Raw genomic sequence first — 13,676 nt, forward strand, 5'->3', positions numbered from 1 at the left:
GATTGCCCGTTCGGCGACCCGGCTACACGAGCCGGGACTGTTCGAGCGCTGCCTCGATGAAGCTCGAAAAGAGCGGGTGCGGATCGAGCGGACGCGACTTCAGTTCCGGATGGTACTGAACGCCGATGAACCAGGGATGGTCGGGATACTCGATCGTCTCCGGCAGAACGCCATCCGGGGACATGCCGGAGAAGATCAGGCCGCAGGATTCCAGGCGGCTCTTATAATCTACATTGACCTCGTAGCGGTGGCGATGACGCTCGGAAATATCGGGCGACCCATAGATCGCGGCGATCTTGGTGTCGGGCTTCAAGGCCGCGCGATAGGCGCCGAGGCGCATGGTGCCGCCGAGATCGCCCGCGGCCGACCGCTTCTCGAGTTCATTGCCCTTCACCCACTCGGTCATCAGGCCGACGACCGGCTCCTTGGTCGGGCCGAACTCCGTCGAGGACGCCTTTTCGATACCGGCGAGATTGCGCGCCGCTTCTACGACGGCCATCTGCATGCCGAAGCAGATGCCGAAATAGGGCACCTTACGCTCGCGGGCGAAGCGCGCCGCATTGATCTTGCCTTCCGAGCCGCGTTCGCCGAAGCCGCCCGGAACGAGAATGCCGTGGACCTTTTCCAGATAAGGCGCCGGGTCCTCCTTTTCGAAGACCTCCGACTCGATCCATTCGAGCTTGACCTTGACGCGATTGGCGATGCCGCCATGGTAGAGCGCCTCGATCAGCGACTTATAGGCATCCTTCAGGCCGGTATATTTTCCGACGATCGCGATCGTCACCTCGCCTTCCGGGGTGCGGATCCGGTGCGCCACGTCTTCCCAGGCTTCCATGCGCGGCTTCGGCGCCGGCTCGATGCCGAAGGCGGCAAGCACTTCGTTGTCGAGCCCTTCCTTGTGATAGGCGATCGGCACGTCATAGATCGAAGCGACGTCGAGCGCCTGGATGACCGCGGACTGGCGGACATTGCAGAAGAGCGACAGCTTGCGGCGTTCCGCTTCCGGAATTTCGCGGTCGGCGCGCACGAGCAGGATATCCGGGTGAATGCCGAGCGCCTGCAGTTCTTTCACGGAATGCTGGGTCGGCTTCGTCTTCAGCTCGCCCGCGGCCGGAATGTAGGGCATCAGCGTCAAATGGACGTAGACGGCGGTCCCGCGCGGCAGGTCGTTGCCGAGCTGGCGGATCGCCTCCATGAAAGGCATCGCCTCGATATCGCCGACGGTGCCGCCGATTTCGCAGATGACGAAATCGTAGTCCTCATTGCCTTCGGTGACGAAGTTCTTGATTTCATTTGTGACGTGCGGGATCACCTGGACCGTCGCGCCGAGATAGTCGCCGCGCCGCTCCTTGTCGATAATGTTCTTGTAGATCCGCCCTGTGGTGATGTTGTCGGTCTTGGTCGCCGAGCGGCCCGTGAAACGCTCGTAGTGCCCGAGATCGAGATCCGTCTCCGCGCCGTCGTCGGTGACGAACACCTCGCCGTGCTGGGTGGGGCTCATGGTGCCCGGATCGACGTTCAGGTAGGGATCGAGCTTGCGCAGCCTCACACGGTAGCCACGCGCCTGCAGCAACGCTCCAAGAGCGGCCGCAGCGATGCCTTTTCCGAGGGAGGAGACCACGCCGCCAGTGATGAATACATATCGCGCCATGGGAGTCACCGGATACCTTTTCACAAACGATTCCGCCACCGAAAAATTCATCTTTCAGAATTTTCCGTGCGGAAGGGCGGATTTCACACAAAACAAAACCGGCGGATGAAGCCATCCGCCGGCAGATCTTCTGATTTGCGGCCTTACTGACCGCTCGGAACTTGCGATCCCGTATTGCCGTTGGCGCCAGCAGCCGGGGCCGCGGGAGCCGGAGCGGCAGGCGCGGCATCTGCCGGGGCCTGAGGCGCGGCAGTACCACCTGCCGGGGCGGCGTTGTTGGCGCCGTTGCCGTTGGCCGGAGTCTCGGTGTTTCCGCCGGCCGGTGCGGTCTGACCGCCACCGAGCGAATCGAGAACGCCGCCGCTCGAGCTCGTTCCCGGGATACGGTCGAGAATGTCGGTCGCCTGCGGCTCGTAGCGCGAAAGAATGCCCATCGCCAGCGCCAGGGCGAAGAAAAGGAAGGCCAGAATGGCGGTCGTTCGGGTCAGCGCATTGGCCGTGCCACGCGCAGACATGAAGCCCGAGCCGCCGCCGATTCCGAGACCGCCGCCTTCGGAACGCTGAATGAGAACGACGCCGATCAGGGCGACGACCACCATGAGATAGATGACGAGTAGTATGGTCTGCATCAGCTTCCAGTCCTGCCCTCTGCGGGGCATGCGAATCGAACGGCGCCGGCCTCACCGTGGGGCCGCGTCAAATTTGGCGCCTCTTTATACCAAGCCGCCAGCTATTCCAAGTCCCGCGGCAATCAGGCAGTCAATTCTTCATAGGCCCTGTAGATGGCGAGGAAATCATCCGCTTTCAAGCTCGCGCCGCCGATCAGGGCGCCGTCGACATTGGCAACGCCCATGAGTTCCTTCGCATTCGAGGGCTTGACGGAACCTCCATAGAGGATGCGCATCTTGCCGCCTTCCGCGCCGAAGCGCGAGACGAGCTCGCGGCGCATGAAGGCGTGCGCCTCCTCGACGTCGGACACGGTGGGCGTCAGGCCGGTGCCGATCGCCCACACGGGTTCGTAGGCGATCACCGTGTTTTCGGACGTCGCCTGGTCCGGGAGGCTCTCGGCGAGCTGGCGCTTCAGGATGTCGAGCGTCCGGCCGGCCTTGCGCTCCTGTTCCGTCTCACCGACGCAAACGATCGCGACGATATCCGCGCCATGCGCGGCCTCGGCCTTGGCACGCACCAGTGCGTCACCTTCGCCATGATCGGTGCGCCGTTCGGAATGGCCGACGATCACATGAGTGCCGAAACAATCGGCGACCATTTCAGCCGAGACTTCGCCGGTATGGGCTCCCGACTGCTTCTGGTGGCAGTCCTGAGCCCCGATCATCAAAGGGCTGTCGTCGCAAAGCGCGGTCGCAACGTAAAGCAATGTGGCCGGCGGGCAGATCAGGGCGTCCACCCTCGCGGAAAGGTCGCCTTTGACACCCTCGGCCATTGCCTTGATCTGATCGAGAGACGCGCGGGTTCCATTCATCTTCCAGTTGCCGGCGACGAGCGGGCGGATATCGGGCGTCATGGGGTCTCCTCCAGATCAGGTCTCTTCGTCTCGGCAAGCGGCGTAGCAAATCGCTCGCGTAAAAAAAAGGCACCAGCCGGATTATTCGGTGTCGCCTCTCCGAGCTCGGCGAATCCGCCCACCCCGACCAGCGTTGCCGGCGCTCGAGCCAATGGGAAATCGTCCCGGCGAAAGCGAATAAAAACGACGCCGTGGGCGTCTAAGGCGGAGACGTTCTACCGCCACGTAGACGTACGCACCGGGCGTCGGAGACTGCCATGCTGCGCAACAGCGATAACGGTTTCGGAACGGTGACGATCGCCCTTCACTGGACGATCGCCGTTCTGATCCTCGGGCTTATCCTCGCCGGCATCGTCATGCGGCGCATCGAGATCGACCCGGCTCTGCAGTTCTCGCTTTACCAGTGGCACAAGTCGTTCGGCTTCACGGCCCTGGGACTGGCTGCGTTTCGGATGCTCTGGTGGCTCGTGGAAACCAGTCCGGCCGCCTCTCCGACCCTTGGCCCGATGGAGCACAAGGCCGCGCGGGCCACGCATCTGTCGCTCATCGCGCTCGCACTCCTCGTGCCGCTGTCCGGCTGGGCGGTCGTGTCGGTCTCGACGCTGGCGATCCCGAGCTTTTATTTCAACTTGATCGTCATTCCGCATCTGCCGCTCCCGAAATCCGGGGCTTCGGAAGCGTTCTGGGCCTTCGCCCATGCAACGCTCGCCTATGTGACGCTTGGCTTGGTCGCAATCCACGCGGCGGCAGCACTCTATCACCATCTCGTGCGGCGCGACTTGGTGCTCATCCGCATGCTTCGCTCCGGGATGCCGCGCACCGGCAGCACCGCCGGCACTTCCGAGAAGGACGACACCGTTGTCGAGAGGAAACGCATATGACCAGCCCAGGCAAGCAGTCTATGGCAGTGGCCCTGCCGCTTTCGCTTCTCGCCCTTACCCTCGCAGGGACGCCGGTTGAGGGCGCGAAAGCGCCGGCACTTGCGAATGCTGCCGGGAACTACCGCATCGCGAGCTCCTCGAGTATCCAGTTCAGCGTCGGACAAGTGGGTGGCAGCGGCGGCATTGCCGGCAGCTTCACTAAATTCTCGGGCGTATTCCGGATCGATGGCGATGACATCGGGCGATCCTCCGTGGAATTCACGCTTTTTCCGGAGAGCGTGAGGTCCACCGAGCGCAGGATCGAGGACTTCCTGCGCTCCAGCGCAGTGTTCGATGCGGCCAACCACAAGACCGTGACCTTCCACTCTACCGGCGTCAGCCAGACCGGCCCGGACACCGCAACGATCGAGGGCGTTCTGACCGCCCGCGGCAAGAGCCGCAAGGAGCGTTTCGACGTGAGGCTCACCGACTGGAACAGGCGGTCGATTTCCTTCACGATCCGCGGCAGTATCCGTCGCTCGCCCTACGGCATGACCGTCGGGACGCCCATTTATTCCAATGTCGTGGAATTCGACATGAACATAAGGGGGCAGAAGCGTTAGGTTTGCCCAAGCGCCAAAGCCGTGCGCCGCCAGAAGTCCGAGACCATTGCCGGATCGCGCAGTGCCTCCAGTCTTTTCCAGGCGGGAAATGATGCTTCGAAAACGGCCGGGCTCATGCGGAAGTCCTGGGACGGATTGACCGCACCGCCGGCCACAACGGCAATCTCGTCGAGAGCGTCGAGCAGCTTGACCGTCGCCTCGCCTTGATCGGCAAAGTCCATGGTGAGGGTGAAGCCCGGCCTCGCAAAGGAGAGAAGCCCCGGGGAGGCTATGTCACCGAAACGCTGCAGCTTCGTCCCTACGGACGCATGACCGGCGCGGCGGGCTGTTTCAAGCAACCGCGCCGTGGTCTCCGGCGCGGTCGCGACGGGATAGACGCTTTGATGCTGGCAGAGTCCACGCCGCCCGTAGAGCCTGCGCCACCCGCCGATCGCGTCGAGAGGATGAAAGTAGGAAGCCCACGTCTCCGTCGACACGGTCTCGCCACGGTCGTGCTTGCGAAAGCGGTATTCGTTCAGCAGTTTCAGCGTCACGCTGTTGAACAGACTGAAGGGCGGAGAAAAAGGCACGGCGAGCCTCGGCCCCTTCGGGATGTCAGGATATTCGCAAGCGCCGTCGGCGTGATCCGCGGCGAACAGCACGCCCCTCCCCATGCGCCGTCCCGTCGCGAGTTGGTCGACCCAGGCTACGAAATACTCGTGCTCCTCTTCGGCTCGTTCGGCCAGCGTGAAATATCGATCGAGGCTGTCGAAGCGATGCACGTGCCGCTGGACATGCGGCGACGGCACCTTCATCAGCCGAAGCTCGACGTCGAGGATCAGCCCGGTCAGTCCCAGGCCGCCGATCGTCGCAGCGAAGAGCTCTGCATTCTCCTCGGGCGAGCAGACCAGGCGTTCGCCCGTCGAACGCAGCAGGGTCAGACGCCGGACGTGATTGCCGAAGGAGCCGCGCGCATGGTGATTGCCGCTGTGGACGTCGTTGGCGACGGCACCGCCGACGGTGACGAGGCCCGTCGCCGGCGTCACGGGAAGAAAAAAGCGGTGCGGGACGGCGCGCGCGAGCAGGTCGGCAAGGATAGCGCCGGCCTCGCAGCGAATGGTCCCACTTCCCGGATCGAAAGACAGGATGCGGTTATGCCTCCTGCTTGCGATAAGGGTCCCAAGTTCATTGCGGCAAACGTCGCCATAGCTCAGGCCATTGCCCACGGGAAGAAACGCCATGGGCCCCACCGAGCTCATGCCGTCCTCGTAGTCATCGGGTGAAACGGTCGGTTGAGAGCGGTTTCCAAACCGCCCTGCGTTCTCGGAATCGTCCATCCTCATTGCCGCCGTCAACTCCACAACCGATCGCGTTAGTCTAGAGCGGGGTGAGGAAAAGTGTGTGCGGTTTTCCGCCCGCATCCCGCTCCAACTTCTTGGAATCGATCACGTTCATGTTTTTAGGCCGACCCGACCTAAAAACATCGTGATCTAGCGGTCGAGAATCCAGTTCAGCGCCTCTCGCCAGTCCGTCATCCTGATCGGAGTTCCATGCGAACCTGTTTCGAACAGGACGAAGCGGGCAGGATAGTCCTTCGATCTGAGGCTGCGATAGAACGCGATCTGGGACTCGGCCGGATAGACGCTGTCGCGGCTGCCGTGGCTGAAGAATATCGGCAGCCGCGCCCCGTAGGCCGCACTTTTGCGAAAGTCGGGGTCGGCTGGACCGCCCATGATCATCATGCCGCCAAGGGCCGAGACGGTTGCCTCTTGGCGGGCTATGCCCCAGCAGATGAAGCTTCCCATGGAGGCACAGGAAAGGACCACCGGCCGGCCGCCGGAGCGCTTCGCGGCGAAACGGATCAGAGCCGAAATATCCGCTACGCCCGCGGCATCGAAGGACCTGACGCTTGGAGCGTAATAGGTACCGCCATTGACGACAGTCAGATTTTTGAGGCGATTGAAATTGCCCCCGAACGAGAAATCATTGGCACCGAGACGGCGGTCGCCGCCGCGACCATGGATGAAGATCACGGTGAATGCGGCGCCGCGATCGGGGCCGACGCGGGTGGCTTCAAGCCCCCGCTCGCCCAGACCGAGCGTCTCGTTCACCTGCACGCTCTTGACACCGAGCGACACGTAAGCGCGCTTCACCCGCCGCTCGGGGATCTGGTCGCGCTCGTTGATGTCGCGGAGCTCCTGGTAGTCGACAACGCGGAAGTCGCCGCCATCCGCCTCCTGAAGCAGCTTGCTATAGCGAAACAGCGCATCCTTGTAGGGCTCAAGGGGTTCGGCCCTTGCGGAAACGGCAAGGCTCGCGAGAAGAAGCGCGCCGATCAGATGCCGTATGGAGAAAAGAATTGTGGACATGGACACCCGATCGGCTCCCTCGTTCGGCGCATGCCTTGCCACCGGCGCCTCGGCCAAGCAACACTGGCGCGGCAATTCTGGCTCATTAAAGGGTATTTCTTCCTCCGGGGCATCGAAATTCGCCTTTTGTTCGCTCTTCCGGCGAGACTCTGGCAGAATTCCGGTGATTCGCGCGACAAAGGATGGCGGCCGCGCCGCGGTCTTGCTATGGCCTAGCCGACACTTAGACAGGAACGATCTGAACGCTTCATGGACGACAGCAGCGACCTTTTTTCCGCTATGCCCCAACAGCCGAAGCCGGCGGATGCCGCGCCACGCAAGCCCGCGGCCCCCGTCGCCGGTAACGAAGCGCCGCGCCCCGCACCCAAGACGAGCGACGGCAGCGACTACGACGCTTCGGCAATCGAGGTGCTGGAAGGTCTGGAGCCGGTCCGGCGCCGTCCAGGCATGTATATCGGCGGGACCGACGAAAAGGCGCTGCATCATCTGTTCGCCGAGGTCATCGACAACTCGATGGACGAGGCGGTCGCGGGGCACGCCAACTTCATCGATGTGAGCCTGGACGCCGACGGCTACCTGACGGTGACCGACAACGGCCGCGGCATCCCGGTCGAGAACCACCCGAAATTTCCCGGCAAGTCGACGCTCGAAGTGGTGATGACGGTGCTGCATGCCGGCGGCAAGTTCGACGGCAAGGCCTATGAGACTTCCGGCGGCCTGCACGGCGTCGGTGTTTCGGTGGTCAACGCACTGTCGGACGACCTTGAAGTCGAGGTTGCACGCAACCGCCGGCTCTATCGCCAGCGCTTCTCCCGCGGCATCGCGCAGGGCGGCCTGGAGGACCTGGGTGACGTACACAACCGGCGCGGCACCAGGGTCCGCTTCCACCCCGACCCGCAGATCTTCGGACCGCATGCCCGCTTCGAGCCGGCGCGGCTTTTCCGAATGGCCCGCTCCAAGGCCTATCTCTTCGGCGGCGTCGAAATCCGCTGGTCCTGCGATCCGGCGCTCCTGCCGGAAGGTTCGGAAATCCCGGACAGGGCCGTGTTTCATTTTCCCGGCGGTCTCAAGGACTATCTCGCCGCCACGCTCGGCAAGGAATTCACCGTCACCCGCGAGATTTTTGCCGGCAAATCGGAAAAGTCCGGCGGCCACGGTTCGCTCGAATGGGCGGTCACCTGGTATGGCGGCGATCAGCAGATCCATTCCTACTGCAACACCATCCCGACACCCGAAGGGGGAACGCACGAGGCGGGCCTGCGCATTGCGCTGACGAAGGGGCTCAAGAACTACGCCGAGCTCACCCAGAACAAGCGCGCTGCGATCGTCACCACGGACGATGTCATGATCTCCGCGGCAGGCATGCTCTCGGTCTTCATTCGCGAGCCGGAATTCGTCGGTCAGACGAAGGACAAGCTGGCAACGGTGGAGGCGCAGCGGATCGTCGAAAACGCGCTTCGCGATCCTTTCGACCATTACCTCGCCGACAATCCGGCAGAGGCGGCCAAGCTTCTCGACTGGGTGGTGGAGCGCGCCGAAGAGCGCGTACGGCGGCGCAAGGAAAAGGAAGTCAGCCGCAAGACGGCGGTCCGCAAGCTGCGCCTGCCGGGCAAGCTCGCGGACTGCGCCCAGAATACGGCGGAAGGTGCCGAACTCTTCATCGTCGAAGGGGACTCGGCCGGCGGATCGGCCAAACAGGCGCGCAACCGCGCCAACCAGGCGATCCTGCCGCTGCGCGGCAAGATTCTCAACGTCGCCAGCGCCGGCCGGGAGAAGCTCGGTGCCAATCAGCAGATCGGCGATCTCGTCCAGGCGCTCGGCTGCGGCACGCGCTCGAAGTATCGCGAAGAGGACCTGCGCTACGAGCGCATCATCATCATGACCGACGCCGACGTCGACGGTGCGCACATCGCATCTCTTCTGATCACCTTCTTCTACCAGGAAATGCCGGAGCTGATTCGCGGCGGCCATCTCTATCTCGCCGTGCCGCCGCTCTATCGCCTGAGCCAGGGTTCCAAGACGCTTTATGCCCGCGACGACGCGCATCGCGAAGAGCTGATGCGGACGGAGTTCAATGGCCGCGGCAAAGTCGAACTCGGGCGGTTCAAAGGCCTCGGCGAGATGCTGCCCGCGCAGCTCAAGGAAACCACGATGGACCCGGCCAAGCGGACGCTCCTCAAGGTCGAAATCGACGATGTCGACTTCGAGGGTACCCGCGATGCCGTCGACAGCCTGATGGGAACGAAAGCCGAGGCCCGCTTCCGTTTCATCCAGGAGCGCGCCGTTTTTGCGGACAACCTGGATATCTGAAACGCGTGATCGCCCTCACGGCTCCTGCCGAACCGGTTTTTCCATGAATAGGCTCAGCGGATCCGGCAGATAGGTGCCGAAGGGCGGGCGCTCCACGTAGCCGGATGCCCTGTACAGGCCGATCGCTTCCGGCTGATGGATGCCGGTCTCAAGACGGATCGCCGTCAGACCGAGCTTTGCCGCTTTGGCTTCAAGGGCCGATATGAGCAGCTTGCCAATCTTCAGCCCCCTCGCCTCCGGGTCGATGAACATCCGCTTGATCTCGGCCGTACCGTCGCCTGCTTCGACGAGGCCACAGCAGCCGACGATTTCGCCGTCACGTCGAGCGACGAAAAAGGATACGGCCGGCTGCTCCAACTGAGACAGATCGACCAGATGATTGCTTTCGGCCGGATAGAGCGATGCCGCATAGGCGTCGGACAATTCGAGCAGGCGGATGACGGCCGGCTGGCGCGGCGACTCTTCGGCGATGGTTACGGCGGTCATTTCAGTCTCTCCCCATGCACGATCGTAAGCTGGATGTGAGCTTCCAAAGGAATCGATTCGGTCCCGCCCCGGAAGCGCCCGGTTCCAACGCTCTAACGCCGAAGGACGCCGGGACCAATACGCCAAACGACGCAAGTTCGCAGCTATCACAATCAATCCGCGTGACGGGGAGAAACAATTTGTTTCAGGCCCGGCCGGCCTTTGCCCTTCTTTGGAAAGAATCGGACGGCCATAAACAGGGAGTCGCCATCATCTGAACGGAAGAAGTGACCATGAAAGCCGCCCTGATCGTCATGACCATTCTCGGTTGCGACGACAACGTGACCCAATGCCATTACATCTCGACCGTGAACGGCGACTGGCCGTCGATCGTGCAGTGCGACGCGGAATCGCAAAAGGAACTGCCGCGGTTCTCCGACAGGAGCTACCCGGTCGTGGTGGCCGTGTGCGAGAGCTCAGGGCCGGGCATGACGGCGGAAACCGAGCCGGTTCCGGAGATGAATGCAACGCTTCCGACCGAGCCGGGCCTGCAGCAAAACACACCCCCAGCGGCGGAAGGCGGAGAACCAACCTTGCCGAGGCGCGCTTTGGCATTGATCAGCGGCGCGGTACCCGACCGGGAGAAACTGAAGGCGATCGTCAGCGCACCGGTCCACTACGTCGAAGACGGCTATTCGTGGGTGGCGCGCCGATTCGGCAATTGAGGTAATCAAGTCCTCTTACGCGGCCTGGCGGGATTGCGACGCGTAGTCGCGCGCCCTCTGCCGCTGCTCGGCAAAAGCCAGCCGTTCCGCCAGTTCGGCGACGACGTGATATGCGCCGCGGCTTCGGCGGCGAAGGCGATTCGAAAGTCTGGCGGCCACGGAGGGCGAGACTCCATCGTGATCCGCATCTGCCTCGCATTGGCAGAACAATACGGCCTCCGAAAACACTCCGCTTACTTCACGGCCAAGACCCGCAGTTTCGAGGAGAGCCCTGATCGAGTGGAACCGCCCGCCCGAAAGGATCGATCGGACACGCTTTTCCGGGACTCCGGACAGATCCACGATCGCCGCGGAAAAAAACTCCGTCCTGCCGCTGCAAAGCGCCGTCAACAGCAGAGCCGGCGTCAGGCGGCCGGCTTTGCGGAGACCGGCAACCATCCGCTGCAATTCCTCCCTCGCGGAGGCCGAGGAAAGCGTCAGCGCTGCCGCATCGCAAGACTCCCGCACGACACGCTGTGCCCGCTCCTCGCCCACAACGGCGCGTACCAGGTCGGAGGCCGCAAGCGCCGCGCCGACTTTTTCGGCGAGTATCTGGCGCGCGTCGCTCGGCAGATCATGACGCTCGAGCAACAGGCCACGGGCGGCCACGCTATCGCCGAGGCGGTCGGCTATTCGCCGCAACGAGCCCGGAGAAAGTCTGGCCCCCGGGTTTTCCAACAGAATGAGCACCTCTTCCTCGCCGCCAATCTCGGCGATCGCAGCCGCAACCGCGCATGAGACGGCGCTACGGGAGGCGATCATCGCCCGCAGCTCCGCGCCGCCGTCCGCCGTCATGTCGACAAGATCTTCGTCGTTCAGGACGGGAGAGCGGGAAATGGTGACGTAGGCGATCTCGGGCTGATCCTGCGCAAGCGCCTTGATGATCGAGCGCGGTACAATCGGGCAATCGGCCAGCGCCTCGGCAAGAGATCGACGCACCTTGGGCGAAGGATCGTCGAGGAGAAAGGTCATGGCCATTTCGGCCGCTCGCCGATCGATGCCGTTCACAGCGGCTTCAGCATAGGCGCGACCAAGCGCACTGGCAGCACCGGCACGTTCGCTGCCTTTCGCCGTTTCCACCCAGCGAAGAAATGCTTGTATGATCACCTATGCCCCACTAGTCACCGAGCAGCCCCCATGCTCGAAGCCTAGCGGCCAAAGGTTTAAGATTGGTTCACCATGTCTGATAACGGCGCGATAACCACCCTACCGCTCCTGTATCTGCCGGCCGGCGACCCGCCGCCTCCGAAGGAGATCCTGACCGCCGTTCAAGCAGTCGTGATGACCGGCGGCCAAACTGGCCGGCCACTCTCGGACCTGCCTCGCCAGGATGCAGGCTGCCTGTTGCTCGCCCGGATCGGAACGAGCGGCGATCCCGGCGAAGACGAGCTTGCCGCTTTGATCGGCAACGGATTCGATGGCATCGTGCTGCCCGGATGCCGCGGCCCCGCAGACATTCAGCGGCTCGATGTGCTGCTCAGGGTCGCCGAGGCGGCGGCCGGCAAGGCCGAGGGCCGAACGGTGATTCTTGCCGAATACGCGACGACGCCGGAAAGCGTCCTGTCGCCGCATTCGCTGGCGGGTGCATCCCCGCGCCTCTCGGCACTGATATTCGATGCCTCGGCCCTGGCCGAAGCGTGTGGTTGCAGGCGCGTCACCGAAACCGGCGATGTGCCGGCCGTCGTCCGGGCCGGCCGCGCGGCGGCGGTCCTGAGAGCTCACGAGGCCCGCATCGCGGCTTACGACATGCTGCCGGTCGACGCCGATGATGAGGCGGCCGTGCGACGCCTGTGGAAAAGCAGCGTAGAGAATGGCTTTTCCAGCGTTGCCATCCGCTCGCCGCAACAGATCGATCTTCTTGCCGCTGCAGGCGTCGCGCCCGAAGCCAAGACGGGATGAAACGATGACGACGGCCTCAGGTGATGACCTGAACCATCGTGATCTAGCGGACAGGCCGGATCATTTCGAAGACGTCGCCGCCATCGCAATAGTCCATGTAGCCGAGCCGGGCGAGCGGCTTCACGGTCGCCATATCGAACCGCCCGTCGCGAATGGCCTCCTCGCGGATGTGAATGCCGACCACTGCGCCGATGACGACATAGCTGTCGGAAACCACGCCGTCGACGCCCTTGGGACGAAAGATATCCGTCATCCGGCATTCGAGCGCCGCGAAGGCCTCTCCCACGAAGGGAGCCTTCACGAGCGTTCCGTCGACGGGGGTCAGCCCGGCAATCTCGAACTCGCTTTCACCATGCGGGGCTGCCACCGAGGTGAGATTGACCGCCTCGCTCAGGTTGCGGCTGGCAAAGCTCGCGGTGAAATCCCCGGTCGCCTCGATATTGCGTACCGAATCCTTGTAGCCGCTCGAGGCGAACATCACGAGCTTCGGCCGGTCACTGATGGCGTTGAAAAAGGAATAAGGGGCGAGATTCAGCGCCCCATCGGCCGCGCGCGTGCCGATCCAGCCGATCGGTCTCGGCGACACGATCGCCTTGAAGGGATCGTGCGGCAGGCCGTGTCCGTTTCCGGCCGTATCGTAGAACATCAGTCGCCCTCCCCGACCCAGGTGACGATCTCTTCGAGTTCGGGCCTGGGGCGCTCCGTCGGCGGCACCATTGCAGTGCCGATGTGAATGAAGCCCGCAATCTTCTCGCCCGGCGCCACGCCGAGCAGCGGATAGGCCCGTTCCTCGAAGGCATACCATTCGGTCAGCCAGTTCGAGGCGTAACCGAGCGCATTTGCCGCCATCAGCAGATTGAGGCAGACGGCACCAGCCGACATCTGCTGCTCCCATTCCGGAATCTTGAAATGCGGCGCCGCCTTGCTGACCACGGCGACCACGACGGGCGCGCGCGTCAGCCGCGCCTCCTCGACCTTGATCATCTCTTCCGGCATGTCCGGCCTGGCGGCAAGCGCCATCTTCTTCAGTTCGGCGCTGATGCGCGCCCTCTCCTCGCCCCGATAGACAATGAAGCGCCACGGCGCCAATTTGCCATGATCCGGCACGCGCGAGGCGAGCTTCAGCATCTCCGCGACTTCCGCCTTGCTGGGTCCTGGCTCACCCATCTGAAAGGCCGGGATGGACCTGCGGGAGGCAAGATAGTCGACAAGCTTTATTTCGGTTTTCATATCG

The 13,676-nt window shown here is 63.3% G+C and carries 14 protein-coding genes; 5 read left to right on the forward strand and 9 right to left on the reverse strand.

Going from position 1 to position 13,676, the window contains the following annotated elements:
* Nucleotides 1-22: 22 nt before the first annotated feature.
* The 3 genes from pyrG to tpiA form a co-directional block, all read right to left on the reverse strand.
* Nucleotides 23-1,660, reverse strand: a complete 1,638-nt coding sequence (gene pyrG / locus CN933_RS27280; protein ID WP_164866966.1) for a CTP synthase — start codon at nucleotides 1,658-1,660, stop codon at nucleotides 23-25.
* Between the two features lie 134 nt (nucleotides 1,661-1,794).
* Complete coding sequence (gene secG / locus CN933_RS27285; protein WP_018097817.1) at nucleotides 1,795-2,280, reverse strand: preprotein translocase subunit SecG; 486 nt, start codon at nucleotides 2,278-2,280, stop codon at nucleotides 1,795-1,797.
* 122 nt (nucleotides 2,281-2,402) lie between these two features.
* Nucleotides 2,403-3,173: a triose-phosphate isomerase gene (tpiA, locus tag CN933_RS27290; RefSeq protein ID WP_018097818.1), complete on the reverse strand. Its 771-nt coding sequence runs from the start codon at nucleotides 3,171-3,173 to the stop codon at nucleotides 2,403-2,405.
* 257 nt (nucleotides 3,174-3,430) lie between these two features.
* On the opposite strand from tpiA, the gene CN933_RS27295 reads away from it, so the two are divergent.
* Nucleotides 3,431-4,054 (forward strand): cytochrome b, encoded by a 624-nt coding sequence (locus tag CN933_RS27295; RefSeq protein ID WP_018097819.1) that lies wholly within the window; start codon nucleotides 3,431-3,433, stop codon nucleotides 4,052-4,054.
* The gene (locus CN933_RS27300) at nucleotides 4,051-4,656 is read left to right on the forward strand and encodes a YceI family protein (protein WP_018097820.1); all 606 of its coding nucleotides are present in this window, start codon (nucleotides 4,051-4,053) and stop codon (nucleotides 4,654-4,656) included. The genes CN933_RS27295 and CN933_RS27300 overlap by 4 nt, the downstream gene beginning before the upstream one ends.
* On the opposite strand, the gene CN933_RS27305 is transcribed toward CN933_RS27300, so the two are convergent.
* Both CN933_RS27305 and CN933_RS27310 read right to left on the reverse strand, forming a co-directional pair.
* Nucleotides 4,653-5,978 carry an FAD-binding oxidoreductase gene (locus CN933_RS27305; protein ID WP_018097821.1) on the reverse strand — a complete coding sequence of 442 codons (1,326 nt, stop codon included), beginning with the start codon at nucleotides 5,976-5,978 and terminating at the stop codon, nucleotides 4,653-4,655. The two genes, CN933_RS27300 and CN933_RS27305, sit on opposite strands and share 4 nt — an antisense overlap.
* Before the next feature lie 147 nt (nucleotides 5,979-6,125).
* Complete coding sequence (locus tag CN933_RS27310) at nucleotides 6,126-7,061, reverse strand: alpha/beta hydrolase (RefSeq protein WP_180980825.1); 936 nt, start codon at nucleotides 7,059-7,061, stop codon at nucleotides 6,126-6,128.
* A gap of 192 nt (nucleotides 7,062-7,253) precedes the next feature.
* Between CN933_RS27310 and parE the strand changes: the two genes are divergently transcribed.
* Nucleotides 7,254-9,314 (forward strand): DNA topoisomerase IV subunit B, encoded by a 2,061-nt coding sequence (parE, locus tag CN933_RS27315; protein ID WP_018097823.1) that lies wholly within the window; start codon nucleotides 7,254-7,256, stop codon nucleotides 9,312-9,314.
* A 15-nt stretch (nucleotides 9,315-9,329) separates the two neighbouring features.
* On the opposite strand, the gene CN933_RS27320 is transcribed toward parE, so the two are convergent.
* Nucleotides 9,330-9,800 carry a GNAT family N-acetyltransferase gene (locus CN933_RS27320; protein ID WP_018097824.1) on the reverse strand — a complete coding sequence of 157 codons (471 nt, stop codon included), beginning with the start codon at nucleotides 9,798-9,800 and terminating at the stop codon, nucleotides 9,330-9,332.
* 272 nt (nucleotides 9,801-10,072) lie between these two features.
* On the opposite strand from CN933_RS27320, the gene CN933_RS27325 reads away from it, so the two are divergent.
* A complete protein-coding gene (locus tag CN933_RS27325; protein WP_018097825.1) occupies nucleotides 10,073-10,504 on the forward strand; it encodes a hypothetical protein in 432 nt (143 codons plus the stop codon).
* 15 nt (nucleotides 10,505-10,519) lie between these two features.
* Here CN933_RS27325 and CN933_RS27330 read toward each other — a convergent pair whose 3' ends face one another.
* Nucleotides 10,520-11,650, reverse strand: coding sequence for a DUF2336 domain-containing protein (locus tag CN933_RS27330; RefSeq protein ID WP_018097826.1), 1,131 nt, complete (start codon nucleotides 11,648-11,650; stop codon nucleotides 10,520-10,522).
* 72 nt (nucleotides 11,651-11,722) lie between these two features.
* On the opposite strand from CN933_RS27330, the gene CN933_RS27335 reads away from it, so the two are divergent.
* Complete coding sequence (locus tag CN933_RS27335) at nucleotides 11,723-12,442, forward strand: aldolase/citrate lyase family protein (protein ID WP_018097827.1); 720 nt, start codon at nucleotides 11,723-11,725, stop codon at nucleotides 12,440-12,442.
* Between the two features lie 43 nt (nucleotides 12,443-12,485).
* On the opposite strand, the gene CN933_RS27340 is transcribed toward CN933_RS27335, so the two are convergent.
* Together CN933_RS27340 and CN933_RS27345 are read right to left on the reverse strand one after the other, a co-directional pair.
* Nucleotides 12,486-13,088, reverse strand: a complete 603-nt coding sequence (locus CN933_RS27340) for a flavin reductase family protein (RefSeq protein WP_018097828.1) — start codon at nucleotides 13,086-13,088, stop codon at nucleotides 12,486-12,488.
* Entirely contained in the window at nucleotides 13,088-13,672 is a 585-nt protein-coding gene (locus CN933_RS27345; RefSeq protein WP_018097829.1) for a nitroreductase family protein, read from the reverse strand. The genes CN933_RS27340 and CN933_RS27345 overlap by 1 nt, the downstream gene beginning before the upstream one ends.
* Nucleotides 13,673-13,676 lie beyond the last annotated feature (4 nt).

Source organism: Sinorhizobium sp. M4_45 (assembly GCF_002885915.1).
Classification (GTDB): domain Bacteria; phylum Pseudomonadota; class Alphaproteobacteria; order Rhizobiales; family Rhizobiaceae; genus Sinorhizobium; species Sinorhizobium meliloti_A.

Bases quoted from the DNA above. Each gene is read 5' to 3' on its own strand.
- CN933_RS27335 (WP_018097827.1), top strand. From the start codon at position 11,723: ATGTCTGATAACGGCGCGATAACCACCCTACCGCTCCTGTATCTGCCG.
- CN933_RS27325 (WP_018097825.1), top strand. From the start codon at position 10,073: ATGAAAGCCGCCCTGATCGTCATGACCATTCTCGGTTGCGACGACAAC.
- secG (WP_018097817.1), bottom strand. From the start codon at position 2,280: ATGCAGACCATACTACTCGTCATCTATCTCATGGTGGTCGTCGCCCTG.
- CN933_RS27305 (WP_018097821.1), bottom strand. From the start codon at position 5,978: ATGAGGATGGACGATTCCGAGAACGCAGGGCGGTTTGGAAACCGCTCT.
- CN933_RS27320 (WP_018097824.1), bottom strand. From the start codon at position 9,800: ATGACCGCCGTAACCATCGCCGAAGAGTCGCCGCGCCAGCCGGCCGTC.
- parE (WP_018097823.1), top strand. From the start codon at position 7,254: ATGGACGACAGCAGCGACCTTTTTTCCGCTATGCCCCAACAGCCGAAG.
- CN933_RS27345 (WP_018097829.1), bottom strand. From the start codon at position 13,672: ATGAAAACCGAAATAAAGCTTGTCGACTATCTTGCCTCCCGCAGGTCC.
- tpiA (WP_018097818.1), bottom strand. From the start codon at position 3,173: ATGACGCCCGATATCCGCCCGCTCGTCGCCGGCAACTGGAAGATGAAT.
- CN933_RS27340 (WP_018097828.1), bottom strand. From the start codon at position 13,088: ATGTTCTACGATACGGCCGGAAACGGACACGGCCTGCCGCACGATCCC.
- CN933_RS27295 (WP_018097819.1), top strand. From the start codon at position 3,431: ATGCTGCGCAACAGCGATAACGGTTTCGGAACGGTGACGATCGCCCTT.
- CN933_RS27300 (WP_018097820.1), top strand. From the start codon at position 4,051: ATGACCAGCCCAGGCAAGCAGTCTATGGCAGTGGCCCTGCCGCTTTCG.